We start from the raw sequence: 26,599 nt of genomic DNA, 5'->3' as shown, positions 1-26,599 counted from the left end.
CGCAAAGGCGCGGGCAGCCATCAGGCACGATGGACCGTCGTCGGTATCAGGCGTGTTGGCTGGCGTAGGGCACTGGCTTCACCACTTGGGAGAAAGGTTGCAGGGGCTTGAGGGCGCGCATTCAACAGCAGACGGCGGTACCTGGTCAAGCCCTGCGATACGTTGAGCTGGGCCAGGTCAACGAGTTTTCGCGATCACCCCAGTCATGTACTGGTGCAAATCACGAAAGTCCTGGACCTTCCAGGCATAGGGCGCAATCTTCACGCCGTTCTCGCGCAAGGTTCTTGGGATCAGGTCGCCGTTTGGTCGCAGTATCACCGAGGAGACGATGACGCCCGGGTAATCGTTCAGGCGTTTCTTGAAGGCGGATGTCGTGAGGTCCGGGGTAGGAGGATTGCTTTTATTGGCCAATGGCCCTGTTCCCTTGATATCCGGGCCATGGCACACGGCACATCGCTGCAGGTAGAGGTTTTTGCCGTTGGCATTATCGGCGAAGGATAACGGCACTTGGATCAACGCTAGAACAGCCAGTGAAGCGATCAATGATCTTTTCATTTTTATTTTGCATTTCCCTCGGTCAGGTATGAAGTCCTTTTCAGTTGCAGTCGCCACTGTGATTGAGGCCCTGCAACTGCTATCGGGCAGCTTGAAAAACGCTTTCGTTGACAATGAGCACGTCATCGTCCAACAGGTTCAAGACGACACAAAAGTTGTGCGTGGACTGAACGTAAACCAGGTCGCCTTCTTGCTTGATCGCCACGAATGGATTGGCTGTGGTCGAGAACAGGAACCACTCCAAATGATTGCGTGCATCGGTCCTGGCGATAAAACCCTCGTTGCCCATTTCGCCCTCGCCGCATAGAACGACCTGGCCGTTACTCAGAGATAACTTATGGTTTACCTGGACTTGCGCCCATACATCGTCATCTTCACCAAGCAACTCACCCAGCGTGGTCTTTGCTTCCCGTGAAAGGCTGTAGGCCCTGCCATAGGTATGGGTAAGTTCGGTGTTTTCAATCGAGTCGATCGCTATGGGCTCGATAACCCCAGGTTGGCGATACATGATGTCCAGGCCGATCAACTGGCCGTCACTCCATCGCTCTTGCAGTCCTTTCATATGCGCTAGCGCTCACGGCTATTTTGATCACTGCCGGCCCAGGTTCGGCATGGCCACCCTTTAACGCGTCGCCTCAGTTTTTGGGCGCCCGATTTCGCGGGGCTCGCACTTTTGGGCGGCGGATTCTACCATGCTCCGGTGATATGAACTGGCCGATCCAGAGCCTCCAAGAGGGTAAAGCTCTATTTGCCCAGCCGGCAATTCGGCACCTTACCCACCACACTTTGAATGAGCTGCCTGTGCTGGATTTTTCATACTTGGCCGATAGCCAAGGCAACAAACCCTCTTTGTCCATTCATGACCGGGACGTCAAGTTTCTGGAACCTGCCTTTCTGGACCTTGAGCAGAAAACCGGAATCTATATAGACCCCTATGGGACAACGCGAATCTACCCCGCCCATCAACAAATACTGGTTGATCATCTGCAGGGGCGCAGTGAAGACAAGATTGTCGAGTTTGTGCGCTTGCTGAAGAACGCCATCAGGGAAGATGAGGTTCTAGTGGCCGATGGCGACTAAGTACGATATTCACAGGCATGCGAATGGCGAAGGTGACATTGTGATTGGCCTGGATCTCGAGATAGTCCCTGGGAAGTCGATTGGCGGTATCTGCCTGGGAGACAATGCAGACGATATCGTCTGGAGCATCCTGGATGAGTTCGATGTACAAGCCTTTGATTTCGAAAACTTCGGGATGAAGTACACCTGCTACAGGATCGACGACGGAGCCATCTCATTCTCCGCCAACGAGGCCGGCAATATCGTCTCCTTATGCTGCGAGCCTCCTTATACGGGCCGCTTTGATAGAAGGTTCTACCCCGGGATAACGGCAGGCGAAATCAAGGCGCGATCCAAAAGACAGGAGCTTGTGGGCGGTTATCTGGTCCTGGATAGAAATTACCTTATCTACTACGCAATGCCGGATGAGATCGACGACTTCGATCGTTTTTCCGATCTGGATGACGATGTGGTCTTCAATGAGTTGCATGTGGGGAACCTGGCTTGATACCAGGACGACACCCAGCCCACCGATGAAGGCGGGCTGGGTATGAAACGCGGGGCCTAGTTGTCCAGGAAGGCGACGGCACGGGCCGGCGCGGCGCTGGTTCCCACCAGCTTCATCGGGAAGAAACCGACCATGAACCCTGACGCCGGCAGCGCGGCAAGGTTGTGCATCTGCTGCACGATGAAGGCCTCCTTTTCCTGGATCGCGAAGTGCCCATCCCAGATGGTGCTGCCCTCGCCCGTTTCCTCGAACCGCTTGCGCATCACTGGGAAGGGCCGGTCCCAGCCTGGTGCATCGGTGCCGAGCACCTTGGCCCCGGCCCGCGCCAGGAACAGCGTGCCCTCGCGGGACATGCCCGGATAGGCAAACCATTCGGCGGACAGGGACTCGAAGCGCTCCTGCCCGGTACGTAGCAGCACGGCATCTCCGGCCTGGATCGGCCGGCCCACCGCATCTATCGCGGCCTGGAGCTCCTCGATGGTGTAGGCATCGTTGCGCCGCTCGTAGGGACGCATGTCGAGCACCATCCCCGGGCAGAACAACTCCTGCAGGTCGATTTCGTGGATCTTGCGTGCGGGTTTGCCCTCGATCAGGTTCCCGCTGTGATAAGGCGCGTCCACGTGCGTGCCACAGTGGGAGCTCATGTCCGAGAGTATTTCCTCGCCCCAACCCTCGCCATGGGGCAGGTCGTGGGCTTCGCAGCAGAAGAGCCCCATCATGCGTTCGCGGCCCTTGGCCTCCGGGCGGTGATAGTCGACCAGCGGAGCGATGACGCTGGCCATCGATGCCATGGCTGGCGGGATCTTCGAACGCAGCTCGGGGTCGATGGGGCGAGTCAGGCAGACCAGGCGTGTCATGTGATGCCTCCTAAGCAAGTGAGAAAGTGAAAGCGGCGGTGGTGACCTCAGGTCATGACCAGGCCGCCGTCGTACAGGATCGATTGGCCGGTCATGCCGGCCGCACCCGGTGACAGCAGATAGGCCGCCAGCTCGCCGATCTCTTCGGGGCGAATCGCCCGGCGCAGGGGAATCCGCTCCTCCAGCGAAGCTTGCAAGCTGTCCTTGTCCGTACCCATCGCCTGGGCCTGGCGGGCCAGCAGTTCATGCATCATGTCGGTGGCCACCAGGCCCGGGCAGATCGCATTCACCGTGACGCCGTGGGCGGCTGTCTCCAACGCCACGCAACGGGTCAGCCCCACCAGCGCGTGCTTGCTCACGTTGTAGGCGCTCTGGTTCATGGAGCCCCATTTGCCCGCGGTGGAAGCGATGTTGACGATGCGCCCGGCCCTTTGTGCGAGCAAATGCGGGAGCACCGCCTGCATCAAGTTCACGCAGCCCATTACATTGGTCTGGAACAGGTTCTCGAAGTCTTCGGCGGCGAAGTCGAGGAAGGCCGCGGACTTGTATACCCCGGCGTTGTTGACCAGGCCGTCGATGCGGCCCCAGCTCGCCAGCAGCTCGGCGACGGCCGAGAATACCGCCGGGCGATCGGTGACATCGAAGCTGCGTACCTCCACCAGGGCCCCATCACGACCCAGTTCCGCCTGGAGGGTCCGCAATTTATCCGCGCTACGCCCGGTGACACAGACCCGGGCACCCTTGGCCAGCAGGTTCTTGGCGATGGCCAGCCCGATACCACTGGCGCCGCCGCTGACGATGATGTTCATTCCTGCAAGTGCGGTCATTTCATACCCTCCGCTCGGTGCCGAGCCAGAACCGGTTTCTGATTTCGCGCTTGAGCACCTTGCCCGTAGCGCTGCGTGGCAAGTCGTTCCAAATCTCCACTGACTTGGGCGTCTTCACCCCGCCCAACTGCTCGCGGCAGGTGCGCAGTAGCACTTCCTGGTCGATGGACCGGCCTTTCTTCAATTGCACCACCAGCTTGACCGCCTCGCCCCATTTTTCATCGGGGACACCAATCACCGCGCAATCCTCGACCTCGCCCAGGGAGCACACCACCGCTTCGATTTCGGAAGGATAGATGTTGAAGCCACCGGAAATGATCATGTCCTTGCTGCGATCGACGATGTACAGATAACCGTCCTGGTCGAGGTAGCCGACATCGCCGGTACGCAGCCACTCGCCGTGCTTCGCCTCCTGGGTGGCGGCGGGATTGTTGTAGTAGCCCACCATCACCAGGGCGCCGCACACTTCGATCTCACCGGCCTGCATGGGCTCGGCCTCCTGGCCATCACTGGTGAGAATCCGTACCTGCGTCAGGATGCCCGGGCGTCCGCAACTGCGCATGCGCTGGCTGAGGCGCGGGTCATCGGGGCGGTGATCGGCCGGCGCCAGGAAGGTGCAGGCCGTGGGGGCTTCGGTCTGGCCGTAGCCCTGGGCCATGACCGGCCCGAACACGCCGATGGCTTCCTCGATCTTCGCCTGGGCCGCGGGTGCGGCGCCGTACAGGAAGTATTGCAGCGAGCTGTAGTCGTAGCGACGCACATCAGGATGGGCCAGCAGCGCATACAGCGCCGTGGGCGGCAGGAACAGGTGCGTGACCCGGTGTTGCTCGATGCTGCGCATGACCTTCTGGGCATCGAAGCAATCGAGGATCACATGGGTGGCGCCCTGCGCAGTCAGGATCGCGGCAATGGCGCCGGCACCGTGGGTCAGCGGCGCGACCACCAGGTGCACCACCGGGCCCTTGGGCGGCAGCGCGCTGCTCACATTGGCGACTTGGGCGATCCAGTTCAGGTTGTTGTGCATCACGCCCTTGGGCTTGCCGGTGGTACCCCCTGTGGGAATGATCGACACCACATGTTCCGGCCCCGGGATCAGGTTCGGGGCCCGGGCCGCAACCTGCTGGCACAGGCTCCTGAGGGAATCCCCCTCCGGGCCGTCGATGGCCACGAAGCGGATCGCCCGCCGGACCTGCTGCATGTATTGCGCGACCGTCTCGGCCAGCCGCGTATCGTAGAGCACGATATCCACCTCGAAGGACTCGAGGATATGCAGGTTTTCTTCCAGTCCATTACGGGCGTTCAGCGGCACCCAGGTGGCGCCCATGCGGTTCATGCCATAGATGCACTCCAGAACCGCGCCGCAATTGGGGGCATAGATCGAGACCTTGCTCCCCTCGCCTGCTCCCAGTGCCAGCAAGGCATTGGCGATCCGATGGCTGCTGTCGTGGGCCTGCGCGTAGCTCAGCTGGCCCTGGGCGTCGATACAGAAAATACGCTCCGGGTGAGTCCGGTAGCCTTTGTCCAGAAAATCAACAATTCGCACGATGCTGCCCCTTGCTCAATCGCCTACGCGTTCCAGGATGGAGACCACCGCAACGCCTTCCTCGATGCCCAGGAATCCGCCTCCGTTCTCCTGCAGCGCCAGGCGTGCCCCGGTGACTTGCCGGGGACCGCACTGCCCGCGCAGTTGCTGGGTCAGCTCGAAGACCTGGGCCAGGCCGGTGGCTCCGATCGGATGGCCACGGCTTTCCAGGCCGCCTGAAGGATTGATCGGAATGCGTCCACCAAGGGTGGTGGCGCCGGACTCGGCCAGGATGCCGCCTTCGCCGAATGCGCAAAAACCCAGTTGCTCGGCCACATAGAGTTCACCAAAAGCCGTGGCGTCATGCACTTCGGCCACATCGATATCGCCTGGCCCGACCCCTGCCACCTCGTAGGCCCGGCGAGCCGCCCGGGCGCCACCGCTCTGCTGGAAGTCTTCCCAGGCCCGCTCCTTGCCGGACACCAGTTCATAGGCGCGCACCTTGACCCGCGACCTGCCCAGCCCCAGGCGCGCCGCACCACGCTCGGTACAGAGGATGGCCGCCGCCGCACCATCGGCGAAGGGCGAGCACATCGGTACCGTCAGCGGATAGCTCAGGGGACGCCCGGCCAGCACTTCCTCGACCGTGAAGGCCTTGCGGAACTGCGCTCTTGGGTTGTGCACCGAGTGGCCATGGTTCTTCGCGGCGATCACCGCCATCTGCCGCTGGGTCGAGCCGAAGCGTTTCATGTGCGCACGGCACATGGTGGCGTACAGGTCCATGAACGCGGTTCGATGCCCTAGCGCCACTCCTGCAGGTGGTGGAGCGCCCAGTTGATCCATGCGCTGCAGGGTGGCCTCTACCTCGTGCACGTCCATGCCGCCGCGAAAGGCTTCCATCATGCGCTGGTCGAGGGACTCCTGGCCGTAGGTCATCTTTTCGACGCCGATGGCCAAGGCCACATCGCCCGCGCCGGAGCGCAAGTATTGCAGGGCCAGCCAGACCGCCGTCGACGCCGAAGCGCAGGCGTTCTCCACATTGACGATGGGAATCGAGTCCAGCCCCGCCGCGCGCAGTGCGATCTGCCCGGCGATGTTGGTCTGCCCTTCCACCACGTCCTGGCAGCCATTGGAGAAGAACGCCGCTTCGATCTGCCGCAGATCGGCGCCGGCATCGGCCAGTACGTCCTGCAGCGCCTCGATCGTCATCTGCTTGATTGAGGCTGTCGGCCTCCTGGTGAAGGCGGTTTGGGCAACACCCGCGATGTAGATGGGTTCCATGTCAGACCTTTCTTGTTGTTTGCGTTCATGGGGTCCTGAGGCAGGCATGGATGGCATGCCGAGGACCTCATCCGGAGACTGCCTGTTTCGATGGACTGGCCATCTTGGTACCAAATTATCGAATACGGTTCCATTTAACGGCGACAAAGGTACCATGTCAATATAATTGGTACCAATCCAGGCCAGTGAGTACCCCTCTGTAAACCCGTGCTTTGATCGTCCTGGCCCGGGCTGGACGCTGTTCGTACGTCTGCTCAGGACATCTGGGTTCGACCAGTTCACCACTGTCCAAGGGCAACGACACGTTGCCATGGCCCTCCTGCGTGCTAACAGCCGCCTGGGGTTGTGGTACCGTCGCCACCTCGATGCACCTTCCGTCAATTAGGCGCCAACGCTGATGAAGAAAATTTTTGATGACGATGAGTTCCAGGCCGAACTCACCAGCCTGTTCCTCAGTGAGGGCATGAGTGCGCTCAGCGTGGGCGAAATTGCTGCGCGGATGCGCTGCTCCAGGCGGCGTCTCTACGAACTGGCCGGAACCAAGGAAGAGCTGTTCTGCCGGATGATCCAGCGCTATTTCGATAATGTTCTCAAAAACGGCAACCAGGTCATCGATCAGGCCCAGGGCAACAGTGCCGAGGTCCTGACGGAGTATTTCCGGGTGGGGGCCAAGGCTGGCAGCACGCTCAGCACGGCCTTCCTGCTGGATCTGGAACGGCTGCCGGAAGCCAAGAAGATCTTCGATGAGTACCAGAACGCCCGCGCAGTGGTGGCCGAGCAGCTCCTCGAGCAAGGCATACGCGAGGGATTCTTCGTGCCCTGTCACGTGCAACTGATCGTGGAGACTTTGCGAGCAGCGGCGCAAAGGCTGCGCCAACCGGAGTTCCTGACCAAGGCCGGCATGACGATGGACCAGGCGTTCGACGAGTTCTATCGGGTCATGCTCGGTGGGCTCCTGGAGAAACGCCCCGGGGAGCCGGTAAAAGGCAAAGCGCCGCGGACGCCCAAGGCCAAGGTGTCGCAATGACCTGAAATGGCGCCGCCCCGACAGGTTCGAGCCTGGCCGGGGCGGCGCACCGAGCCGATCGGGGTGGACCGGCTCAGCCGCTCAAAGCCGATCATCAGGCATCGCTTGGGGCGACACGAATGACCAGCTTGCCCGAGCTCTTGCCGGATTCCAGGGAGTGCTCCGCCGCAGCCACTTGCTCCAGTGGCCATTGCTCGATCTCATACAGGGTTTCGCTTTCCAGCCACTCCAGGGTGAAGGCCTCGGAGGCGTCCCACTCAGGCTGGCCGAACCAGGCAACGATCGAATACGGCATGATGGTGATGCCGTCATAGCAGATGGGTTGGGTGTTGATGGGCGGCATGCTGTCGCCGGCCTGGCGACCAAAGATGACCCAGCGGCCACGCTTGCGAATGACCTGGGCATCAGTGGCGATCGTCGGCCCGGAAACGCCGTTGATCGAGACATCGACCCCGCCCCCCTGCTCACCGCCGACAAAGAAGCCGCTGGTCTTGGGACCACAGATGCGATTGATCTCGTCCACGTAGTTCTGCGTCTTGCGATTGACGACGTGGTCGCAGCCGTTGGCACGCAACAACTGCACTTTGTCCTCCGAACTGCAGATGCCGATCACTCGGACGTTGCTGAACTTGCGCTTGAGGATCTGCAATACCAAAAGGCCAATGCCGCCGGCTGCGGCATGGAGCAGCACGGTCTCGCCCTCACGGACCTTGGCCCATTGATACACGATCATGTAGGCCACCCGCATATTGAGGAAATAGGCCAGCGCCTTGTCCAGCGCGATCGATGGCGGGAGCGGCTTGAGACCTTCGGCGGGGGCAACGACGTATTCGGCGAAACCGCCTTCGAGTACCGCCGCGGCAACCTTGTCGCCGATCTTCAGGCCGGTCACCCCGGCACCGACCTGGTCGATACGGCCAGCCGCTTCCAGCCCGGCGATGAACGGCGGCGGCGTGTCACGCTTGAGCGTGCCGGTGCGATGCATGACATCGCCCCAGCGCATGCCGGCGTACTCGACCTTGATCCGAACTTGCCCAGGCCCGACTTGCGGAGCTGGGACCTCGACCAGTTGGTAGTTGTCGACCGAGCCATATTCATTGAGTTGGATAGCGCGCATTACAGACTCCTCTTTAGTGGAATGCTGGAACAACGGCTGCCGAAACCCGCCCTGCATGGTGGGCATTTGATTGACGGGGCTCGGTACCGAATATCCTTAGTCAAGTACCATTACAACATGCCAATGGGACCAAATCAAAGAATTTGGTACCGTTAATCAGTGATCCTCTCAAGCGAGCCCGCTACGGATCGGGCCCTGCACTTGTGGCTGTGGCTCATGCCGGCTCGGACGGAACCGGGCGAAACGCCGGCACCAGCCAATAGGCCAGCGCCGGAATCAGGATCAGTGCGCCCAGCATGTTCCAGATGAACATGAAGGCCAGCAGCAGGCCCATGTCGGCCTGGAACTTGATCGGGCTGAAGGTCCAGGTGACCACGCCGATGGCCAGGGTGAAGCCGGTCAGCACCACCACCCGGCCGGTGAAGTTCAATGCCTGACGGTAGGCCTGGGCCAGGGACGCACCGCTGCGCACGCCCGCCAGGGTGACGCTGAGAATGTAGAGCGCATAGTCGACACCGATGCCTACGCCCAGGGCGATCACCGGCAGCGTCGACACCTTCACTCCCATGCCGAGCCAGACCATCAACGCCTCGGCCAGTACGCTGGTGAGCATCAGTGGCAGCACGGCGATCACCACAGCGCGCCAACTGCGAAAGGCGATGAAGCACAGCACGATGACCGCCGCGTAGACCATCAGCAACATGGTGCGCCAGGCGTTCTTGACCGCAATATTGGTCGCCGCCTCGATACCGGCGCTGCCCGCCGCCAGCTTGAACTGCACCCCAGGGCCATCGTTTTCCTGGGCGAAGGCCTCGACATGGGCGGTCACCCGTTCCAGGGTGGCGGCCTTGTGGTCGCCGAGGTAGGCATACAACGTCAGCAGGCTGCAGCTGTCATTGCTCAGCCCACGCGGGACCTTGGCGGTGGTCGAGTTGAGGATCGCCTGGTTCGGCACCAGCTCGTACCACTTGGGGTTGCCCTCGTTCATCGCCACCAGCATGCGACGATTCATCGTCGCCAAAGATTGCACGCTCTCTACCCCGGGAATCTGCCGCAGCTGCCACTCCAGGGCATCCACCTTGTTCAGGATGGCGTAGTCCGCACACTGGCCCTCGGGGGTGGTGACCAGCACCGCCAGCAGGTCACTGGCAGTGCCGTAGGCCTTGTTCATGAAGGCTGCGTCCTGGTTGTAGCGGCTCTCGGGCCGCAACTCCGGAGCCCCGGGGTCAAGATCGCCGATCTGCAGGTGGGTGCTGGCAAGCCAGCCACCCACCGCCATCACCCCGGCCACCACCAGCGCCACCGTGGCCCAGCGGCGCTGGGTGAACAGCTCCACGCCGCGCCAGTAGTTGCGCCGGAACTGGACCTGGTCGTCACGCAAGCTGCGGGCGGCCGCCCTGGTACTGACGCCGGTATAGCTGAGCAACACCGGCAGCAGGATCAGGTTGGTGAAGATCAACAGCGCTACACCGATGCTCGCCGCAATGGCCAGTTCGCGAATGACCTGGATATCGATGGCCAGCAACACGGCAAAACCCACCGCATCGGCCAGAAGCGCGGTCAGTCCTGCCAGGAACAGTCGGCGAAAGGTCATGCGTGCGGCCTCCAGGCGTGGCCTGCCGCGACCGATGTCCTGCATGATGCCGTTCATCTTCTGCGCCCCGTGGCTCATGCCGATGGCGAAGACCAGGAACGGCACCAGGATCGAGTACGGGTCCAGCGAGTAGCCCAGGGCGTGCATCAGCCCCAATTGCCAGACCACGGCAATGATCGACGCCAGGAGCACCAGCACCGTGGAGCGGATACAGCGGGTATAGCCATACACCATCAGGGCCGCCACCAGCGCGGCCACGGCGAAGAACACCAGCATGATCCTCACGCCATCGATCAGGTCCCCCACCACCTTGGCGAATCCGCTGATCCGCACCTCTACCCCTTGCTGTTGGTACTTGTCGCGCAGTCGCTCGAGCTCCTGGGACAACGCGGCGTAGTCCAGCGCCTGGCCATCCGGGGTGGTCGCCAGCAGCGGCACGTAGATCAGCGAAGAACGGCGATCCAGCGCCACGGTCTGGCCGATTTCGCCCGAGCGCTCGATGTTGGCTTGCAGTTGTTCGAGACTCCTCGGGCTGCCATCGAACCCCCTGGGGATCACCGGCCCGCCTTCCAGGCCCTCTTCGGTGACCGCCAGCCAGCTGGTCGAGGGCGACCACAGGCTTTTCATGCGGATCCGGTCGACGCCAGGGATGAGGAACACCTCATCGCTCAGCGCCCGCAAGGTTTCCATGTAGTGCTTGTCATAGAGGCTGGCACCGGGATTGCCGACCGAGATGCGTACGGCGTTACCCAGCCCGGTCAACTCGGCCTGGTACTGCAGGAAGGTCTGGATGTAGGGGTGCTGGCGCGGGATGGTCTTCTCGAAGCTGGCGTTGAGCTTGAGCTGCAGCGCCTGCCAGGCCAGCAATGCGGTGAGCAGCATGCAGACCAGCACCACCCAGGGACGATGGGAGAACACCAGGCGCTCGATCCAGGAGCCCGAATGCGCTTGGAGCTCGCTGGCTTGGGTCTCTTGCGACAAGCTGGGACTCATGGCAGTCATTGCAGGCTCACCTTCTTCACAAGAAAGACACCACGTACGGAGGCCACGACGGCCTCGCCATTATCCAGGGCCAGAATTCCATTCAAGGGCGGTAACTGCCCCGGCAGGCGCAGCAGGCGCTCGTGCTCAAGGCGCATGAGGCTCCCTCCCTGGTTGGCCAGCAGCACCTGGCCTTGGGCATCGACCGATGACGCAACGATCGAATCCAAACCCAGAGCCGGAACCTGGCTCCAGTGCTCTCCGGCATCGCTGCTCTTCCACACGTTGCCGCGTAGGCCGGCCAGCAGTAACTCGCCCGGTGCGCTGATCTGGGCGGTGAAGAAGCTGCCCTCATAGGGCACGACGCAGCGGCGGAAGGTCCGCCCGCGGTCATTGGAATACAGCAGCGTACCGCTCTCGCCGGCGATCACCACTTCGTTGCCACGTGCGCGGATGGCATAAAGGTGCCGATCGGAGCCTCCGGGAAAGCGTGAGGAAATACCCTGCCAATGCTGACCGCCGTCACGGGTTTCGAAGGCCAGGCCATAGGCGCCCACCACGATGCCGTGTTGTGCATCGAAGAACCACAGATCCAGCAGCGGTTTGTCCGCGCCGTCCGCGACCATGCGCTCGGCCTCCTCCACGGCCTGCCCTGGGCCACTGCCGGCCGCCGCCAACAGCTGCTGCGCGGCCTGGTTGCCGTCCAGTTGCCTGGCCCAGGTGCTGCCGCCATCGGTGGTGGCCAGCACCACTGCGCCATGGCCCGTGGCCCAGCCATGGCGCGAATCGATGAAGCGCACCGACGTCAACCCGACACTCACCGGCGAGTCCACTTGCTGCCAGCTATGGGCCTGGTCATCGCTGATGACGATGACCCCGCGCTCACCCACCGCCACCAGCCGGCTTGCGGCGCTAGCGATGCTCTGCAGGCTGGCGGTCGGTATTTCTCGCAGTATTTGCGCCGGCCGCTCCAGGGCTGGCAGTACAGGCGCCGCCTGGGCGATGGATAGATAAAGACCGGCAATGAATAAGCCAAGACGCAAAAGCATAGGTGGCACCGAAGAAGGCTTGGAATCGGGGCGGCCACCGAACGCGGCCGCCTTGCAGGTTGCTCAGCGCACGCCGCTGCGGGTCAGTGCATCGGGTCCGAACTCGGACGCGGGATAACTGGGCTTGAGGGCGTACTGGTTCGATTTGCCGGCCATCAAGTCCGACATGTAGCCCACTCCGGCCAACAAGTCGGTGAACTGCCAGGTCAGGTTGACCACCGCCGGGATCTCCGGGGCGACGATGTTGCTCATCCAGAAAGTGCGCCACAGCTGACCCCTGTTGTCCCAGCGGTCGGCCAACTGGCAGCCCCAGGTGTCTTCATCGCAGTAGTAGCGACTCTTGACCGCTGCATGGCGCTCGCCATCGCGCAGCGTGGCCTCGACCACCCACATGCGGTGCAACTCCCAGCGCACGTAGTCCGGGTTGGCGTAGACCTTGTCGCCGAGGATCTCTTCGTTGGATTTGGCCCCCATGAAGGCATTGCCGTTGTAGGGAACGTAGATCTCCTTCTTGCCCAGCAGCTTCCAGTTGAAGCGCGTCAGGGTGCCTTCCCAGATCTGCAGTTCATCGGTGGTGGTCAGGCCCGCGGCCGACGACGATGGCGTGTCGCAGCAGGGGTTGGGCAGCTTGCGCACCCGGCGCTGGCCCGGCAGGTAGGTCCAGGCCTGGTCGTTGGCCGAATCCAGCGCATAGAACGAAGAGATGCCCTCCCCGGCGCGGCTGGGCGGCCCCACCAGGAAACCCGCCATCTGCCGGTACACCGCCTTGCCGTCATTGAACTGCTCGGGCTTGGCATCCTTCAGGTACGAGGGGAACTGGAAGTTGATCCGGGTCTCGGAAACCAGCACCTTCTTGCTGGGCAACTGCTGGTACCCGGCGCCCTGGATCACGAACGAGGCTCCGCGCCAACGCAGCAAGTGGTTCCACATCACCTGCGCCCCGCTCTTGGGAATGGGGAACGGAATGCCCCCGGCAAAACCCCGTGGCACATCCCCATCCAGCGTGGCGTGAACTGCGTTCCAGGCAGTATTGGCGTACACCGCCTGTGGCGCGCTGGCGGTCCGGTGGGTCGGATAGACATTGATGCGATAGTCCGCAAACTTCTTGAACATCGCCACCTGGCCGTCGTTCAGCTTGTCGGCGTACTCACCGACGTTGCTGGCGGTGATGGTGAACAGCGGTTTTTCGTCCTTGAACGGATCGCCACGGCTGCCATTGACCGCATTGGGCAGCGCGCTGGTGTAGCCGCCGTTCCAGGCTGGGATGCTGCCGTCCCGGTTGCCCGCACGCTCGGCCCCGAAGGGGGTCAGCTCGGTACCCAGTTTCGCTGCTTCCTCGGCCGTGACGGCCGCATTGGCACTACCGATAAAGACCGCGAAGCAGGCAGCTACGCCACAAGACATCTGAAAGAGTTTCATCGTTACCTCGAATGACAGCGTTACCAGGTGCGGCGCACCGAAAAGGAGATGTAGTCGCGATCGGCAAGCGACTGGCCGAAGCTCGCCGCCGAGACGCCAGAAGGCAGGGTGATCGTGGCCGGCATGGCCTTGCCGAAGTAGTTGGTGTAGGCCAGCTTGAGCTTCCACACCGTGTCGTAGGTGCCGGCCACCCCCAGGGTGAAGGTGCCGCCGTTTTCGGGCGGGAAACCGGCTGCGAGCGAAGAGCGCGAGCCCTTGGGGGCGTACTGGACGCCGATCGGCACATCGATATCGAGCCCTGGTAGCACCTGGCGATACGTAGGCTGGAACACCAGGGACAGGGCTGAAGCATCCCGGGTGGTGTTGGCATCCAGGGCCCCGCACTGCTTGGTACAAGACAGCATGCGGTTCCAGGCGATCTCGCCGGTCAGCGAGGCCTCGTTCCACCAGGCTGTCGGTGGCAGGTTGGAGATCGCCGAGAGGTTCAGGTGCCCTGTCCTGCCCACTGCATAGGCCGGTTTATCGCTGTTGTTGCTACCGGCGAAGTCCACCGCTCGGGTCGAGTACAGCGGCTGGTTGTGGTGCACGCCGGCTTCCAGCGCCAGGTTGGTATCGCCGAAGGAGTGGCTGGCACTGAAGGCCAGGGCGGTGGTGTCCTCCGGGTAGACCAGGGTATAGGACGCCGGGACGCCTCCGGCTCCCAGGGTGGTCGTACTCACGGGGCTCTTGCTGTGGAAACGCAGCGCATAGAAACCGAAGTCGGTTTCGTTCCAGTTCCACTTCAACTGCACGCCGCCCTGCCCCGAATCGGAGGCCCTGACATCCTTGTTGCGGTTCACCTTGAGCATCTGCCCCGAGGGCAAGGGCACGAGAATGCTCTCGCCGCCGATAGGCGCGGTATCCCCGACGGCGAAATAGCTGCCCGCCGCAGGCAGGCGATTCTCGACGAACTCGAACTGGTAGTAGGCGCCGATCGATACATCCGGCGTCAACTGGATCTGTCCCGACACCTGGGGAACGGGCAATACATATTCCTTGGCTTGCGCCGTCGAGTCGGTGGCCAGGCGGCTCAGGTCGTAAGGGCTCTGTGCTCCGGCAATGGCGTTGCTGGAGAAGAACAGGCTTTCGCCCCAGACCAGCGCATGCTGGCCCAGGCGCACGACGCTCGGCATGTCGGCCAGGTCGAACTTCTGATAGACGAATGCGTCGAGAAATTCGGCGTTGCGGCCCATCCACAATTGCGTATCGGATGAGAACCTGTTGTGCGGCGTATGGTTGGGAAAGGCCCCGGCGGAAAAACCCGGGTTGTCGTTCTTGCGGTTGTAGACATCGTCGTACCAGGCCGCACCGGAGACCCTGGCACCCAAACCGCTCGAATGGCTGACGTCGATCTCACTCACCCAATCGACACGGTTCGAGACGATGCCCGGGTCGAAGTTGCGGTTGCCATCATCCTGGTTGGGATTGGCCACCAGTGCCGAACGATGGGATCTCAACCGCGAGATCACGCCGTAGCGCAGGGTGTTGTCCCAACGCATCTGCCAGTCGGGATTGCCCAGGTCGATTTCCGCGGCGTTGCACGCTGGAGAATAAGCTGTCGCCGTCGCCAGTACGCTTGCTGCGATGGCGAGCGCACTGCAGGTAGAAAAGCATGCTGCTGTTATTTTTATTTTCACTCTGCTGGCTCCTGTCGTTTATCGCGAGCCCCTGCCCCAGGCCATCCGAGCGAGGTCATCCAGGCCTAGCGCCGCTCGTGTTCGAGCCATGCGCTAAGACTGCCCCCCTCGTGACCTGCGGCCCGGGCTTTGCCCTGGCCGCTGACGCGGCGAAGTTCGGTACCGACTAATGTTGTTGTGGTACCAATAGAGCATGGCGCATGGAACCAAGTCAACATATTTGGTACCAAAAAATACGAAGTCGTACCTTGCATGGTTGTCCTGCACCCGGGCCCTCCTCGACTGGTCAGGCAAGAGTCCGCGAGGCTCTGTGGCAGGTAGTGGCGCAAAGGCACAGCGCTGGCGATAGGAGGTGCGCACGGCGCAAACCGCGGGTGCTAGCGGTGAATCCGTTGCCAGCCGATCAGCACGGCGCAGGTACAGGCAAGCGCCACCAGGCGCTGAAAGTGATTGATGCTCGCCAGCATTGGCCAGCGATTCGGCCACAACCCCTTGGACATGGGTTTGTCCGCAGCCTTCGAGCCAGTGGCTTGAAGGCACGGCGCCAGGGAGTGCGCCGTGCCTTGAGGTCAGGGTGCCGGGTGCACGGTGCCCTGATTGACGCCAAAGCCGATACGCACGAAGTTCTCCCGCTGGCACCAGCCCTTGAACAGCACGGTGTCGCCATCCTCGAGGAACCCCCGGTGCTCGCCGTGGCCGATGTCCACCGGTTGCGTTGCGCAAACCGTCAGCTCGATCAACGCGCCGGCTTCGCCTGCGGTGGGGCCCGAGATCGTGCCGCTGCCCAGCAGGTCACCGCTCTGCAGGTTGCAGCCACCCACGGTGTGGTGAGCGATCATCTGGCCCAGGGTCCAGTACTGGTGGCGGAAACTGGTGCGGGTCAGGGTTCGCGGCTGCAGGCCGGCGGCGCGCTGGCTGGCGCTTTGAATCGACACCTCCAGTTGGATATCGAAGGCCCCCTCCGCGGCGTTCTGTGCCGCGCTCAGGTAAGCCAGCGGTTGCGGTCGCTCCGGTGCCCTGCTCCAGCTCGTGCGGTACGGCAGCAAGGCCTCGAGGGTGACGATCCAGGGGGATATCGTGGTGGCGAAGTTCTTGGCGAGAAACGGCCCCAGCGGGTTCATCTCCCAGGTCTGGATATCCCGTGCGGACCAATCGTTGAGCAGGCACAGGCCGAAGATGTGCTGCTGGGCGTCTTCCAGCGCAATGCGGCTGCCACGGGCATTGCCGCGGCCGATCACCGCGCCGATCTCCAGTTCGTAGTCCAGGCGCTGGCAAGGTCCGAAGACCGGAGCGGCAGCGGCATCCAGGCGGCTCTGGCCCATGGGCCGGAAGACCTTCTGCCCGCTGACCTCGATGGATGAAGCACGGCCGTGATAGGCAATCGGCAGCCAGTCGAAGTTGGGGTACACCTCAAGGCCGAACTGGCGGCAGCAGTTCACCGCATGATCGAGGGAGGTATAGAAGTCGGTGTAGTCCCCAACCTGGATCGGCATCCGGTATTCGACCGCCTCCTGGCTGACCAGGACCTGGCGCACGGTGGGCTCGTTCTGGCTGCCGGCTTCCAGCAGTGCAAAGAGCCCATGGCGCAAGGTTTGCCAGGCTCCGGGGCCCAGCTCCAGCAGCGGATTGAGCGACGCCCCCGCCGCGGCCTGCACGGCTGCGGCCAGTTCACCGCTGACGCAGCGGGTGCGGGACAAGGCTGCCAGGTCGACGATCTGGTCACCGATGCCCACGCCGCCACGCCAGGCTTCGTCGCCATCGCGACGGCGAAACACGCACAGCGGCAGGTTCTGCAAGGGAAAGTCGGTGACGCGGTCATTGGCTTGGGCCAACCAACTCAGGCGCGTCGCATCATGGGTGTGGTTCAAATGCATGGGGTTCTCCTGGGGTGCGTTGGTACTCATGCCCCGGCCTTGAGCGCGTCGTCGAAGATGGCCACGGCGCGGGTCCAGCCGGCTGACGCGCTGCGGATCTTGCAGGGGAAGCAGGAAATGAAGAAACCCGTGGAGGGCAAGGCCTCGAGGTTGTGCAGCTTCTCCAGGTGGCAATAGCCGATGTTGCGACCGGACTTGTGCCCTTCCCAGATCAGCGCGGGGTCGTGGGTCTGGGCATACTTCTTGGCGGTATGCACGAAGGGCGCATCCCAGCTCCAGCCATCGGTGCCGGTCAGGCGCACGCCGCGCTCGAGCAGGTACATGGTGGCCTCCAAACCCATGCCGCAGCCGGCCGATACGTACCCGGGCTGGCCGTACTGCTTGCCCGCGGCGGTGTTGACCACCACGATCTCCAGCGGGCTGAGCTGGTGGCCGATCCGCGCCAGTTCCGCCTCGACGTCTTGCGCGGTGACCACGTAGCCATCGGGAAACTGCGTGAAGTCCAGTTTCACTCCCGGCTGGAAGCACCATTCCAGCGGTACCTCGTCGATGGTGATGGCCCGCTCACGCTCGCCGAACGACTCGTTCATCGTGCTATGGAAGTGATACGGCGCGTCCAGGTGCGTGCCGTTATGGGTGTTGAGCTGCACATGCTCGATGGCCCAGCCTTCGCTGTCGGGCAGGTCCGAGACCTGCAGGCCGGGAAAGAACGAGGTGACCTGCTCCGCCGTCGTCCGGTGATCCAGATACTGGATTTTCGGCCCATACCCGGGCGGGTCGGATATCACATCGTTCTCGAGGAAGATTGAAAGATCTACAAATCGACGTCCCATTTTTATGACTCCTCATTCAGGAAGTTGCATGCCAATCAAACCCTGTCAGCCGCCGGCAACGGCTCAGGATCGCCGGCCCCCTGCGCTTGGGCGGGTAGCCAGCGGATTGCTACGGCGGCGAGCAGGAACAGCACGCCGCAAAAACCAAGGCTCAGGCTCAGCCCCGCGCTGCTCGCCAGCGATCCCAGGAGGATCGGCGAGAACGCCGACAGTCCACGCCCGGTGTTGAAGCAGAAGCCGGCGCCGGACGCCCGCAGGTGAGTGGGATACAGCTCGGCGAAGTACGAACCGAACAGCCCGACAAACGACAGGAAGAAGGCGTACACCGGGCCCAGTAGCAACAGCAGGGTGCTGTCTGCCACCCAGATATAGACCGGGAGCATGAGCCCCGACCCCACCAGGGACACGATGACCATGGGCCGCTTGCCCAGGCGGTCGGCGAGCCAGCCGAACAGGTTGTAGCCGATGAACGCGCCAACGTTCATCACTGCGATCAGGCTCGCCATGGTGGTGGATGAAAGCCCGTGGTGCTTGACCAGGAAGGTCGGGATCCAGGTCATCGTCCCCCAATAGGCCGTCAGCGCCAGGGCCGAGGCCGCGCTGCCCAGGAGGGTCCGGCGGGCCAGGCCCGGGCCGAACAGCTGCGCGATGGCCAGCAATGGCCGGGTGTCCGCCCGTTCCGGTTGGCGGTGGCGCCTGGCAAGCCAGGCGTCGGACTCCGGAACCCGCAGTGCGACGTACAGCACCGGGACCACCACCAGCGCACCGCTGATGAAAAACAGGGTGCGCCAGCCATAGGCTTGCAGCAGGCCGGCAGCCAGCAGCGCGGCCAGCCCGGAACCTGCGGAAAACGCACTGAGCACGAAGGCGGTCGCCCGGCCCCGCTGCTGGGCCGGCCACGTTTCATGTACGTGGGCCGCGACGATTCCCCAGACCCCACCCAGCCCAAGTCCGGCGAAAAAGCGCAGGACCAGGATCTGCTTCCAGTCACTCGCTGCAGCAATGGCCATGGTCAGCCCGCCGAATGCCACCAACGATGCCAGCAGGGCTTTCTTGCGGCCCAGGGTATCGGCCAGGGTGCCCATCACCAGGCTGCTGACGCCGACCCCGAGCAAGGTGGCGGTCACCATCAGCCCGGCCTGGCTGGCACTGATATGCAGGCTTTCCTGGATGGTCGGCAAGGCGATGATCAGCACCAGGATGTCCAGGGCATCGAAGGTGTAGCTGAGGAAGGAACCGATAAGGACGCGCCATTTCAAGCTGTCGGGTTGGGTCGTCATGCTGACTCCTGGAGGTACCACTGTGCTCGAGCGGAGCGGTGGTTTTGTTGTTTTGTGCAAAACTATACACACGTACAGTTAGTCGGTCTAGCCGAGTCGATACGGTGGCGTGGGCCGGGTCGGGCAGGCACAATCACCGCCTGTCCAGCAAGCCTTGAGGATGTCGATGACCCAGGTACCCCAGAAGCAAGAGATGGCCGTGGTAAGCAAGCGTGAGTCGATTCTCGATGCCGCCGAGCGCCTGTTCGCCGAGGGTGGCTACGACGGCGTTTCGATGCGTGATATTGCGGCGGCGGCCAACGTGGGCTTGCCCCTGGTGGTGTACCACTTCAAGACCAAGCTCAACCTGTATCGCGAGCTGTTCGAGCGGCGCAAGTCCGTGCTCGACGCCCGGCAAGCCTTGTTGCGCCAGCCTCTGCAAGGGGATGAAGACGCGTTGGAGCACATCGTCCGGGCCTTCGTGAGGCCGGTGATGAGCATCCAGCATGACGCTGCGGGAGTCGCCTATGCCAAGTTGGTGGCGCGGGAGTCTTCCGACCCCAAGGAGGCAGGCCGGGGCATCGTCGAGGCGCTGTTCGACCCGTTCGCCGCCGAGTTCATCGCCGCGATCCGCAAGGCCCTGCCCGACATCACGGCGGCCGCGGCGCATTGGGCTTATCACTTCGCTGTCGGCGCCTTGGTCATGAGCGTGTTCGATGAGCGCATCGAGCGGATCTCCGCTGGCGAGGTCAAGGCCATGGAGATCGAGGTGAAGGCCAACTACCTGATCACCTTCATCACGGCCGGAATCCGCGCCACGACCGCGCAATCCTGCCAATGAGCCACGCATTGGCGGGCCTCGCCAATGCCAGTGCGAACGCTGCGATATCAGCGGCGGGGACTAGACCCTGAGGTTCAAGACCTCGGGGAAGGTGAACTTGAACCAGGGCGTGTAGTCGTCAGGATGTGCCTGGATATCCTGGCGAATCGCCTCCAGGGAGCGATACGAAAAGGCGTCCGCTTCGGCAGGATTCAATACGGGCTCAAGATCGCTCCGGGCAAAGTACAGGTGCCCGTATTCGTGCTCGATCAAGCCTCCCGGCAGATGGAGAAAGTAACTGAGCGCCAAGCGCTTGGTCATCGGGCAGGTCAACCCCATCTCTTCTTTCAGGCGCCTTTGCGCCGCCTGATCGGTGCTTTCGCCTGGTAGTGGGTGCCCGCAGCAGGTGTTGCTCCATAAACCGCCGCAATGGTATTTGCCTGCTGCGCGCCTTTGCAGCAGCAACTCATTACGGCTGTTGAATACGTAGACCGATACCGCCCGGTGGCGGGCCCCGACCTGGTGGGCCGCCAGCTTCTCCATGACGCCCACTTCCCTGTCGTTGGCATCCACCAGGATGACCTCGATGTGCGGCATGTGACATTCCTTGCGTTGGCGAGCGGGGCCTTCAGCACCGGATACCAGGGCCCATCTCGAATGATCTTGTTCCGGTCCAGCTTAGTACAGGCTCACACCCGAGCTTTTGTCATTAAATCGGCGACAGGCCGGGCATACCCTTCGCCCGGTCTTAACATCGATAAGGAATCGATCATGAATCTTTCACGCCTGTTGCTGGCAGGAGTCATCGGCCTGGCACTTTCCCCCCTGGCCCACGCCTCATCCGCAGCCGATGTCGAAGAAAAAGCCCAGCTGCGAAAGCTCTTTTGCGAGTCCAAGGGTGGCTCTGACATTACCGCCCTGGGAGAGCTGAAGAAGTCCGACGACGTTGGCGCCGTGGTGGTGTGCAAGCTCCCGCCCTCAAGGACGACGGTGGTCGAAAACCAGGCCGCGGCGACATTCTCGCCACTGCCGCTGACACCTGTCACCGCCACCCTCGCGCCGCCTTCCGGGGTCTACAAGCTTGCTCCGGGGGCCAGCAGCATCAACACCTCCTGCTCGGCCAACCTGGCTATCGCCAAGTGGGCTGGCTTGCCCAACACCAGCAACGGCAACGCCAGCTTGAATTGCCGTGGCTACAACACCAGCGCCGGGGGCAGCACGCTGGGCTGCAAGATCGAATGGACCGGGCCGACCCAGGTCGCCATCGGCGTCACGCCTTATGGCGGGCAAGTGGCGGTGAACTTCAGCTGCCAGGCCATACATCTTGGCTCCATGGGCACCGTCATGGACTTCAGCTACAGCGACCCGGTCTATTCGCGTATTCGGTATGGCTCGGTCCAGGCCACCGGCAGCCTGACCATCACCCAGTAACGCCCCCTGCCTGACCCACTGCACTGTCCCCGTCGGCGCCCATGGGCCGACGGGGGCCGCCATTTCCCTTGCCCGGGCATCAAGCCGGGGGCTTGAGTGCCAGGACCTTCCAGCTCGCCTTGCGCTTGCGAGCGACCAGGGCATCCAGGGCCTCGCCGGTGGGCCTGCCCTTGGCAGTGAATTTCACCGGGACCAGCAACAACAGGTCCACCCGGTCATCGTCGGCAATCTCCTCGCCCGCGGATGCCGGGTCCCATGGCTTGTCCACCGCCAGCATCGCATCCACCGAATCGGGCCAGGCCAGGTCCCCATAGCCAGGATCATCACGCAGTACCAGCATCCCCTCGGCCAAGGCCTGGTGCTCCAGGCTCTGGCGGGCCAGGCGAGCCAGTAGCTGCACCGGGAAGCACCAGGCTGGCTGCTGCGCCAGGCCGTGCTGGGGAAGCGCCCAGTCCTCGGGCAGGCAGACGAACAGCTCGGTCATGGGAGTGGTGTGGTACAGGCCAATAGTGAACAACAGCTTGTAGCGACCCTTGGTGAGCAGGCTGATATGCAGCGAAAACCGAGGGTCCGCGCTGGGCGGACCGAACAGCGCCGGCAGCACCCAGCCGGCGCTGTTGTGGACGAAGGTCGCGATCGCCTGCCCCGGCCCCTCGACGTCCGGGGCGTCGATATCCAGGATGCTCTGTGCGCCATTGGCTTGCAGCAGCTCTGCTACAGCCGGGTGGCCCCAGGCGCGCGCGGCATCCAGGGCGGTGTTGTTGAAGCGCCGATGCAATTGGTTGACCGTGGCGCCCCGCGCCAGAAGCAGCGCGACCACCTGCTCATGGCCGGCCAACGCGGCCGCGTAAAGTGGTGGGCAGATGCTCAATGGCAGGCCATTGGCACTGGCGCCGGCGTCGAGCAACGCGGTACAGGTCGGCAGGCTCCCTTCACTGGCCGCCAGCCCCAGCGCCGTTTCCTGGCCGCTGACCCGCACCGGCCGATCCACCTCCAGGCCCAGCTCGAGCAGCAGCTGGCAAACCTCGGCCTGGCCTTCGCTGGCGGCCATCTGCAGCAGGCCGATATCCCCAGCAGAGCCATAGCGGGGCAGCTCCAGCAACTGCGGATACTGTTGGGCAAAGGCCCGTAATCGCTCCACCCTGCCCTCCCGGACATCCTCGTAGAGGCGATCCAGCTGGGTCTCGTGTTCTTTGTACAGTCGTTGCCACTCGGTCATCAGGTGCAGGTCCATGTTCTGTCGATACGCTCCGGGGAGCGCATTGAGTCGTTAACCGCTGCGCTCGTCAACCATTTCGGTAAGCCAGAGGGACTGCTCACTTATGATTGCGATGCAACCGCCCATGAAGGCCGGAGTGTCGCGACCGCTATCGCAGCGAATGAGTTCAGGGCTGGTACCGAAAGACTCATGACCAAAATCCCCTGCTCCGCCTCACTGCTTGCCGCGCACGCTGTTGCGCCAGATCCGGTAGCTCCTGATCCCTGCACGCACCGAGCCGAACAGTAGCTGCTCGTCCATTTGTGCACTCATCCCCGAGCGTTCCAGCATCTTCAGGAAGGTGCCGCGGGCACGGGCGATGGCGAAGTGAATGCCCTGGGCGGCCAGGGTGTCGCGGATTTCCCGCAGCACTGCGATGCCGCTGACATCGATATCGGTGACCGCTTCGGCATCGAACAACACCACCTCGGGCTTGCCGTCATGCCCGATGTTCTCCAGCAGGCGCATCTTGAAGTAGTCGGCGTTGAAGAACAGGATCGCGTCGTCGAAGCGATACACCACCAGCCCGGGCACGGTCCGGGCCTGCGGGTACTTGCTGATATCGACCTGGCCTTCGATGCCTGGCATCCAGCCCAGCACCGCGTCGGTGGGTTGGTAGATGCTGTACAGCAGGCGCAGGATGGCCAGGGTCACGGCGAACATGATCCCCGGCAATACCCCAAGGCCCAGCACGCTCACCGTAGTCAGCAGGCACAGCCAGAACTCGAAGCGGCTGAGCTTGTGGATCTGCCTGAGGGATTTCACATCGATCAGGCCCCAGCCGGCCATCAGCAGGACCGCGCCCAGGGCCGGCTGCGGGATCCAGGCCATGGGCGCGGTGAAGAACAGCAGGATCAGGGCAATCGCCACGGCGGCGATGATGCCCACCAACTGGCTCTTGCCTCCGACCATGTCGTTGACCGCGGTACGCGAATCCGCGCCGCTGATGGCGAAGCCCTGGGAGGCCCCCGCTGCCAGGTTGCTCATGCCCAGGGCGATGAACTCATGGTTGGCATTGATTGCATAGCCATGGCGTGCGGCAAAGCTGCGGGCGGTGAGCATGGCGCTGCAGAAACTCACCGTGGCGATACCCAGGGCGTCGCGCAGCAGGCTCTTGCTCTCTTCCAGGGTGGTGCTGGGCCAGGACAGTTCGGGGATGCCGGCAGGCACATGGCCCAAGATCGCCACGCCGAACTGGTCGAGGCCGAAGACCCCGGCCAGCAGGGTGAACACCGCCACCGTCACCAACGCCGCCGGCACCCGTGGATAGCGGCGCGGCAAGCCGATCAGCAAGCCCAGGCTGGCCAAGCCGATGGCCAGGGTCAGCCAGTGGATCTCGCCCAGGCGCTGGAGAAAATCCATCAACCCGAGGATGAAGCCCTCGCCCTCGATCTTGAAGCCCACCACCTTGCCCATTTGCCCGGCGATCAGGCTCAGGCCGATGCCGTTCAGGTAGCCGATGAGGATCGGTCGCGAGAAGAAGCTGGCGATGAACCCGGCCCGGGCGATCCCCGCGGCGATCAGCATCAGCCCCACCAGCACGGTGACAATCATCGACAACTCGACGGTGCGCTGCAGGTCGCCCATGGCCAGGGGCGCCACGGCCCCGCCGAGCATGGCGCAGGTGGCGGCGTCGGGGCCGACCATCAACTGCCGCGAGCTGCCGACCAGGGCATAGACGATCATCGGCAGCACGCAGGCATAGAGCCCGTACTGCGCAGGCAACCCGACGATCTGGGCATAGGCAATGGCGATGGGAATCTGGATCGCCGCCACCGATAAACCGGCCCGCAGGTCGGCGCGCAACCATTCACGGCGGTAATGCAACAAGTTGGACAGGCCGGACAGATAGCGGGAGAGCAACATGCAGGGTCCTTTCGAAGTGTTCCGTTCTTGTTATTCATCCATGCCCTTGCAAGCCATGCGGCAGGCAAGGCGACGCAGCCCGCTATTGAAGCCAATCGCGCACTCGAACGCCATGAGCTGGAGCAGCTTTTATGTTGATCGTCGAATGTTGGCCGGTGCTCGTCTGCGCTCGACCAGCATCGCCAGCAGCCAGGCGGCAGGCGCGCTGTGATCGAGCGGCTGGATCGGTGGCGCCTACCTCGGATCAAGGGCGGGCGGCCTGAAACCGTTGGCGGGAGCCAGCCGGCTCCTGCACTACAGCGAGATGGCGTGGGTTGCGGGCAGTCTTTGCCCCGGTTGACGGGCGCTCAGTTCATCGGATGGTTTCCTGCGGGCTGGCCAGCATCATCTGCAACGCCAACAGGTGCTGCGCCGTGGCCTCCATCAAGCTCGTGGCGATCTCGTCCACATGCCGCCGCTGCCAGGATTCCAGGGGCGTGCCCTTGACCCACTGGTTGAAGGCACCGAGCGCCGGGCCGGTCTGTACCTGGTAGTTGGCCTGGTCCGCGCTTTCGCCGCTGAAGGCCAGCTTGGTCGAGTAGGCGAAGTACCAGCGAAATACCCGGGCCATGCGCACCTTGGGGTTGCTTCGGGCCAGGGCCAGGTCTGCTTCCCGGCCCTGGGCCAGCAGATAGTGCTCGCACTCTTGCCAGACCTGCTCCAGCGTGCGCTTGAAAAACAGCCGCTCCAGCACGCCGCGAATGTTCTGTGGTATCGCCTCGAGGCTCTCGTAATGGCAGTAGAGCGCATACAGACGGTTGGCCCGCATGGGAAACAACACCCCTCGCTTGAGTACCTGCACCCTGCTCCCTCGTTCAAACAGGTCCCCCGCCGGGGCATAGGCCATGTCGTGGATGCTCACGTCCTGCAGCATGGTCTTGACCAGGTCCGTGGCGCCCGACTCGACCGTACACTGGTTGATCGACCCGGTCAGGATGAAGTCGGCCCCCATCGCGAAGGCCGCCGCCGCGGCTGCGGGAGTGCCGATGCCCCCAGCCAGGCCAAGGCAGATGGGCTCGGCATACCCCGCCCGGGCTTGCAGTGCGTCGCGCAACTGCAACATTGCCGGCAGCACGATGGTCGGGATACCGCCATCGGTATGCCCGCCGGAATCGGCTTCAACGCAGATGTCATGGCTCATGGGTACCTGCCGAGCCAGTTCGGCTTGCTCCTCGGTGATATCCCCGGCCCTGCGCAGCGCCGCCACCAGCGACTCCGGCGCCGGGCTCATGAAGGCTTCGGCCACCTCGAGCCGCGAGACCTTGGCCAGCACCCGGTGCCTGCACACCAGCGTGCCGTCGGCTTCGCGCGCAAGTCCGCGCAGCCGGAACAGCACCAGCGGCAATGTGATCTCGATGAAGGCCGCCGCCTCGATATTGCGAATGCCGCGGGCCAGGTACATCTCCACCGTCGCTCGCTCATGATGAGGATCGTCGTACTCCGCCAGCAGGTTCAGCCCGTAGGGCTCGCCCGCCGGCAGCGCGGCTTGCAGCGTGCCGATCGCCTGTTCGATCTGCGCCAGGCTCAAGCCACCGGTCCCCAGGTAGCCGAGCAGGCCGGCCCGACCCAGGCGGATCACCAGCTGCGGTGAAGCGGTGCCGCGATACATGGCTCCGGCGACATAGGCGTACTTCAAGCCGTAGCGCCGGCGGAACAGCGCACTGCCCAGGTTCTGCCCGCCTTGGCGCCGTGCGCTTGCCGCGGTGCCGACCATCCGTGTCAGTGGGTCAGGAAAATGTCCCATCTC

Annotated in this window: 25 protein-coding genes; 6 read left to right on the top strand and 19 right to left on the bottom strand. The window is 63.1% G+C overall.

Features of this window, described 5'->3' with window-relative positions:
* Positions 1-177: 177 nt before the first annotated feature.
* Together C4K39_RS24315 and C4K39_RS24310 are read right to left on the bottom strand one after the other, a co-directional pair.
* Positions 178-555 carry a c-type cytochrome gene (locus C4K39_RS24315; RefSeq protein WP_068576910.1) on the bottom strand — a complete coding sequence of 126 codons (378 nt, stop codon included), beginning with the start codon at positions 553-555 and terminating at the stop codon, positions 178-180.
* Positions 556-634: 79 nt separating this feature from the next.
* Complete coding sequence (locus C4K39_RS24310) at positions 635-1,117, bottom strand: hypothetical protein (protein ID WP_068576908.1); 483 nt, start codon at positions 1,115-1,117, stop codon at positions 635-637.
* A 143-nt stretch (positions 1,118-1,260) separates the two neighbouring features.
* On the opposite strand from C4K39_RS24310, the gene C4K39_RS24305 reads away from it, so the two are divergent.
* Both C4K39_RS24305 and C4K39_RS24300 read left to right on the top strand, forming a co-directional pair.
* Positions 1,261-1,635, top strand: a complete 375-nt coding sequence (locus tag C4K39_RS24305; RefSeq protein ID WP_225926536.1) for a hypothetical protein — start codon at positions 1,261-1,263, stop codon at positions 1,633-1,635.
* Positions 1,625-2,122, top strand: a complete 498-nt coding sequence (locus C4K39_RS24300; RefSeq protein ID WP_124347591.1) for a hypothetical protein — start codon at positions 1,625-1,627, stop codon at positions 2,120-2,122. Before C4K39_RS24305 ends, C4K39_RS24300 begins: the two co-directional genes overlap by 11 nt.
* Before the next feature lie 56 nt (positions 2,123-2,178).
* Here C4K39_RS24300 and C4K39_RS24295 read toward each other — a convergent pair whose 3' ends face one another.
* From C4K39_RS24295 to C4K39_RS24280, 4 genes are read right to left on the bottom strand one after another with little or no spacing between them, the layout of a single operon-like run.
* Positions 2,179-2,979 carry a cyclase family protein gene (locus C4K39_RS24295; protein ID WP_124347590.1) on the bottom strand — a complete coding sequence of 267 codons (801 nt, stop codon included), beginning with the start codon at positions 2,977-2,979 and terminating at the stop codon, positions 2,179-2,181.
* A gap of 47 nt (positions 2,980-3,026) precedes the next feature.
* Positions 3,027-3,806: an SDR family NAD(P)-dependent oxidoreductase gene (locus tag C4K39_RS24290; protein WP_068576902.1), complete on the bottom strand. Its 780-nt coding sequence runs from the start codon at positions 3,804-3,806 to the stop codon at positions 3,027-3,029.
* 1 nt (position 3,807) lies between these two features.
* Positions 3,808-5,349: a class I adenylate-forming enzyme family protein gene (locus C4K39_RS24285; RefSeq protein WP_124347589.1), complete on the bottom strand. Its 1,542-nt coding sequence runs from the start codon at positions 5,347-5,349 to the stop codon at positions 3,808-3,810.
* Between the two features lie 15 nt (positions 5,350-5,364).
* On the bottom strand, positions 5,365-6,609 hold the full coding sequence (locus C4K39_RS24280; protein WP_124347588.1) for a thiolase C-terminal domain-containing protein: 1,245 nt from the start codon (positions 6,607-6,609) through the stop codon (positions 5,365-5,367).
* A gap of 397 nt (positions 6,610-7,006) precedes the next feature.
* On the opposite strand from C4K39_RS24280, the gene C4K39_RS24275 reads away from it, so the two are divergent.
* On the top strand, positions 7,007-7,636 hold the full coding sequence (locus C4K39_RS24275; RefSeq protein WP_124347587.1) for a TetR/AcrR family transcriptional regulator: 630 nt from the start codon (positions 7,007-7,009) through the stop codon (positions 7,634-7,636).
* A gap of 94 nt (positions 7,637-7,730) precedes the next feature.
* On the opposite strand, the gene C4K39_RS24270 is transcribed toward C4K39_RS24275, so the two are convergent.
* The 9 genes from C4K39_RS24270 to C4K39_RS24235 all read right to left on the bottom strand — a co-directional run bounded on the left by C4K39_RS24270 (position 7,731) and on the right by C4K39_RS24235 (position 19,459).
* Entirely contained in the window at positions 7,731-8,753 is a 1,023-nt protein-coding gene (locus C4K39_RS24270; RefSeq protein WP_164487317.1) for a quinone oxidoreductase family protein, read from the bottom strand.
* Between the two features lie 214 nt (positions 8,754-8,967).
* The gene (locus C4K39_RS24265; RefSeq protein ID WP_124347585.1) at positions 8,968-11,349 is read right to left on the bottom strand and encodes an efflux RND transporter permease subunit; all 2,382 of its coding nucleotides are present in this window, start codon (positions 11,347-11,349) and stop codon (positions 8,968-8,970) included.
* Positions 11,346-12,377, bottom strand: coding sequence for a WD40/YVTN/BNR-like repeat-containing protein (locus tag C4K39_RS24260; RefSeq protein ID WP_124347584.1), 1,032 nt, complete (start codon positions 12,375-12,377; stop codon positions 11,346-11,348). The genes C4K39_RS24265 and C4K39_RS24260 overlap by 4 nt, the downstream gene beginning before the upstream one ends.
* 63 nt (positions 12,378-12,440) lie before the next feature.
* A complete protein-coding gene (locus C4K39_RS24255; protein ID WP_225926537.1) occupies positions 12,441-13,796 on the bottom strand; it encodes a DUF1329 domain-containing protein in 1,356 nt (451 codons plus the stop codon).
* Between the two features lie 20 nt (positions 13,797-13,816).
* Positions 13,817-15,472: a DUF1302 domain-containing protein gene (locus C4K39_RS24250; protein ID WP_225926538.1), complete on the bottom strand. Its 1,656-nt coding sequence runs from the start codon at positions 15,470-15,472 to the stop codon at positions 13,817-13,819.
* Between the two features lie 377 nt (positions 15,473-15,849).
* Positions 15,850-15,972 carry a hypothetical protein gene (locus tag C4K39_RS32010; protein WP_263986920.1) on the bottom strand — a complete coding sequence of 41 codons (123 nt, stop codon included), beginning with the start codon at positions 15,970-15,972 and terminating at the stop codon, positions 15,850-15,852.
* Between the two features lie 69 nt (positions 15,973-16,041).
* Positions 16,042-17,346 carry a fumarylacetoacetase gene (fahA, locus tag C4K39_RS24245; RefSeq protein ID WP_124347583.1) on the bottom strand — a complete coding sequence of 435 codons (1,305 nt, stop codon included), beginning with the start codon at positions 17,344-17,346 and terminating at the stop codon, positions 16,042-16,044.
* Positions 17,347-17,372: 26 nt separating this feature from the next.
* Positions 17,373-18,179 (bottom strand): cyclase family protein, encoded by an 807-nt coding sequence (locus C4K39_RS24240; RefSeq protein ID WP_124347582.1) that lies wholly within the window; start codon positions 18,177-18,179, stop codon positions 17,373-17,375.
* A 35-nt stretch (positions 18,180-18,214) separates the two neighbouring features.
* Complete coding sequence (locus C4K39_RS24235) at positions 18,215-19,459, bottom strand: MFS transporter (protein WP_124347581.1); 1,245 nt, start codon at positions 19,457-19,459, stop codon at positions 18,215-18,217.
* A gap of 166 nt (positions 19,460-19,625) precedes the next feature.
* On the opposite strand from C4K39_RS24235, the gene C4K39_RS24230 reads away from it, so the two are divergent.
* Positions 19,626-20,279: a TetR/AcrR family transcriptional regulator gene (locus C4K39_RS24230; protein ID WP_124347580.1), complete on the top strand. Its 654-nt coding sequence runs from the start codon at positions 19,626-19,628 to the stop codon at positions 20,277-20,279.
* A 60-nt stretch (positions 20,280-20,339) separates the two neighbouring features.
* Here C4K39_RS24230 and idi read toward each other — a convergent pair whose 3' ends face one another.
* Positions 20,340-20,855, bottom strand: a complete 516-nt coding sequence (gene idi / locus C4K39_RS24225) for an isopentenyl-diphosphate Delta-isomerase (RefSeq protein ID WP_124347579.1) — start codon at positions 20,853-20,855, stop codon at positions 20,340-20,342.
* Between the two features lie 174 nt (positions 20,856-21,029).
* Here idi and C4K39_RS24220 point away from each other — a divergent pair, with 174 nt between their 5' ends.
* Positions 21,030-21,689, top strand: coding sequence for a hypothetical protein (locus C4K39_RS24220; RefSeq protein WP_124347578.1), 660 nt, complete (start codon positions 21,030-21,032; stop codon positions 21,687-21,689).
* 79 nt (positions 21,690-21,768) lie between these two features.
* Here the strand turns inward: C4K39_RS24220 and C4K39_RS24215 are convergent, their stop codons facing one another.
* Positions 21,769-22,923 carry an ankyrin repeat domain-containing protein gene (locus C4K39_RS24215; RefSeq protein ID WP_124347577.1) on the bottom strand — a complete coding sequence of 385 codons (1,155 nt, stop codon included), beginning with the start codon at positions 22,921-22,923 and terminating at the stop codon, positions 21,769-21,771.
* A 198-nt stretch (positions 22,924-23,121) separates the two neighbouring features.
* Positions 23,122-24,813: a SulP family inorganic anion transporter gene (locus C4K39_RS24210; RefSeq protein WP_124347576.1), complete on the bottom strand. Its 1,692-nt coding sequence runs from the start codon at positions 24,811-24,813 to the stop codon at positions 23,122-23,124.
* On the opposite strand from C4K39_RS24210, the gene C4K39_RS24205 reads away from it, so the two are divergent.
* The gene (locus tag C4K39_RS24205; protein ID WP_124347575.1) at positions 24,812-25,024 is read left to right on the top strand and encodes a hypothetical protein; all 213 of its coding nucleotides are present in this window, start codon (positions 24,812-24,814) and stop codon (positions 25,022-25,024) included. The genes C4K39_RS24210 and C4K39_RS24205 overlap by 2 nt on opposite strands.
* A gap of 141 nt (positions 25,025-25,165) precedes the next feature.
* Here the strand turns inward: C4K39_RS24205 and C4K39_RS24200 are convergent, their stop codons facing one another.
* On the bottom strand, positions 25,166-26,596 hold the full coding sequence (locus C4K39_RS24200; RefSeq protein ID WP_217884162.1) for a PfaD family polyunsaturated fatty acid/polyketide biosynthesis protein: 1,431 nt from the start codon (positions 26,594-26,596) through the stop codon (positions 25,166-25,168).
* Positions 26,597-26,599 lie beyond the last annotated feature (3 nt).

Source organism: Pseudomonas sessilinigenes, assembly GCF_003850565.1.
Classification (GTDB): domain Bacteria; phylum Pseudomonadota; class Gammaproteobacteria; order Pseudomonadales; family Pseudomonadaceae; genus Aquipseudomonas; species Aquipseudomonas sessilinigenes.
Note: the sequence above shows the minus strand (reverse complement) of the source record. Positions and strands in the feature narration are given on the sequence as shown.

Coding starts and splice junctions, on each gene's coding strand:
- C4K39_RS24230 (WP_124347580.1), top strand. CDS start 19,626: ATGACCCAGGTACCCCAGAAGCAAGAGATGGCCGTGGTAAGCAAGCGT.
- C4K39_RS24315 (WP_068576910.1), bottom strand. CDS start 555: ATGAAAAGATCATTGATCGCTTCACTGGCTGTTCTAGCGTTGATCCAA.
- C4K39_RS24310 (WP_068576908.1), bottom strand. CDS start 1,117: ATGAAAGGACTGCAAGAGCGATGGAGTGACGGCCAGTTGATCGGCCTG.
- C4K39_RS24235 (WP_124347581.1), bottom strand. CDS start 19,459: ATGACGACCCAACCCGACAGCTTGAAATGGCGCGTCCTTATCGGTTCC.
- C4K39_RS32010 (WP_263986920.1), bottom strand. CDS start 15,972: ATGTCCAAGGGGTTGTGGCCGAATCGCTGGCCAATGCTGGCGAGCATC.
- C4K39_RS24240 (WP_124347582.1), bottom strand. CDS start 18,179: ATGGGACGTCGATTTGTAGATCTTTCAATCTTCCTCGAGAACGATGTG.
- C4K39_RS24205 (WP_124347575.1), top strand. CDS start 24,812: ATGCAGGGTCCTTTCGAAGTGTTCCGTTCTTGTTATTCATCCATGCCC.
- C4K39_RS24210 (WP_124347576.1), bottom strand. CDS start 24,813: ATGTTGCTCTCCCGCTATCTGTCCGGCCTGTCCAACTTGTTGCATTAC.
- C4K39_RS24290 (WP_068576902.1), bottom strand. CDS start 3,806: ATGACCGCACTTGCAGGAATGAACATCATCGTCAGCGGCGGCGCCAGT.
- fahA (WP_124347583.1), bottom strand. CDS start 17,346: ATGCATTTGAACCACACCCATGATGCGACGCGCCTGAGTTGGTTGGCC.
- C4K39_RS24305 (WP_225926536.1), top strand. CDS start 1,261: ATGAACTGGCCGATCCAGAGCCTCCAAGAGGGTAAAGCTCTATTTGCC.
- C4K39_RS24260 (WP_124347584.1), bottom strand. CDS start 12,377: ATGCTTTTGCGTCTTGGCTTATTCATTGCCGGTCTTTATCTATCCATC.
- C4K39_RS24220 (WP_124347578.1), top strand. CDS start 21,030: ATGAATCTTTCACGCCTGTTGCTGGCAGGAGTCATCGGCCTGGCACTT.
- C4K39_RS24275 (WP_124347587.1), top strand. CDS start 7,007: ATGAAGAAAATTTTTGATGACGATGAGTTCCAGGCCGAACTCACCAGC.
- C4K39_RS24300 (WP_124347591.1), top strand. CDS start 1,625: ATGGCGACTAAGTACGATATTCACAGGCATGCGAATGGCGAAGGTGAC.
- C4K39_RS24255 (WP_225926537.1), bottom strand. CDS start 13,796: ATGAAACTCTTTCAGATGTCTTGTGGCGTAGCTGCCTGCTTCGCGGTC.
- C4K39_RS24200 (WP_217884162.1), bottom strand. CDS start 26,596: ATGGGACATTTTCCTGACCCACTGACACGGATGGTCGGCACCGCGGCA.
- C4K39_RS24215 (WP_124347577.1), bottom strand. CDS start 22,923: ATGGACCTGCACCTGATGACCGAGTGGCAACGACTGTACAAAGAACAC.
- idi (WP_124347579.1), bottom strand. CDS start 20,855: ATGCCGCACATCGAGGTCATCCTGGTGGATGCCAACGACAGGGAAGTG.
- C4K39_RS24295 (WP_124347590.1), bottom strand. CDS start 2,979: ATGACACGCCTGGTCTGCCTGACTCGCCCCATCGACCCCGAGCTGCGT.
- C4K39_RS24270 (WP_164487317.1), bottom strand. CDS start 8,753: ATGCGCGCTATCCAACTCAATGAATATGGCTCGGTCGACAACTACCAA.
- C4K39_RS24265 (WP_124347585.1), bottom strand. CDS start 11,349: ATGACTGCCATGAGTCCCAGCTTGTCGCAAGAGACCCAAGCCAGCGAG.
- C4K39_RS24280 (WP_124347588.1), bottom strand. CDS start 6,609: ATGGAACCCATCTACATCGCGGGTGTTGCCCAAACCGCCTTCACCAGG.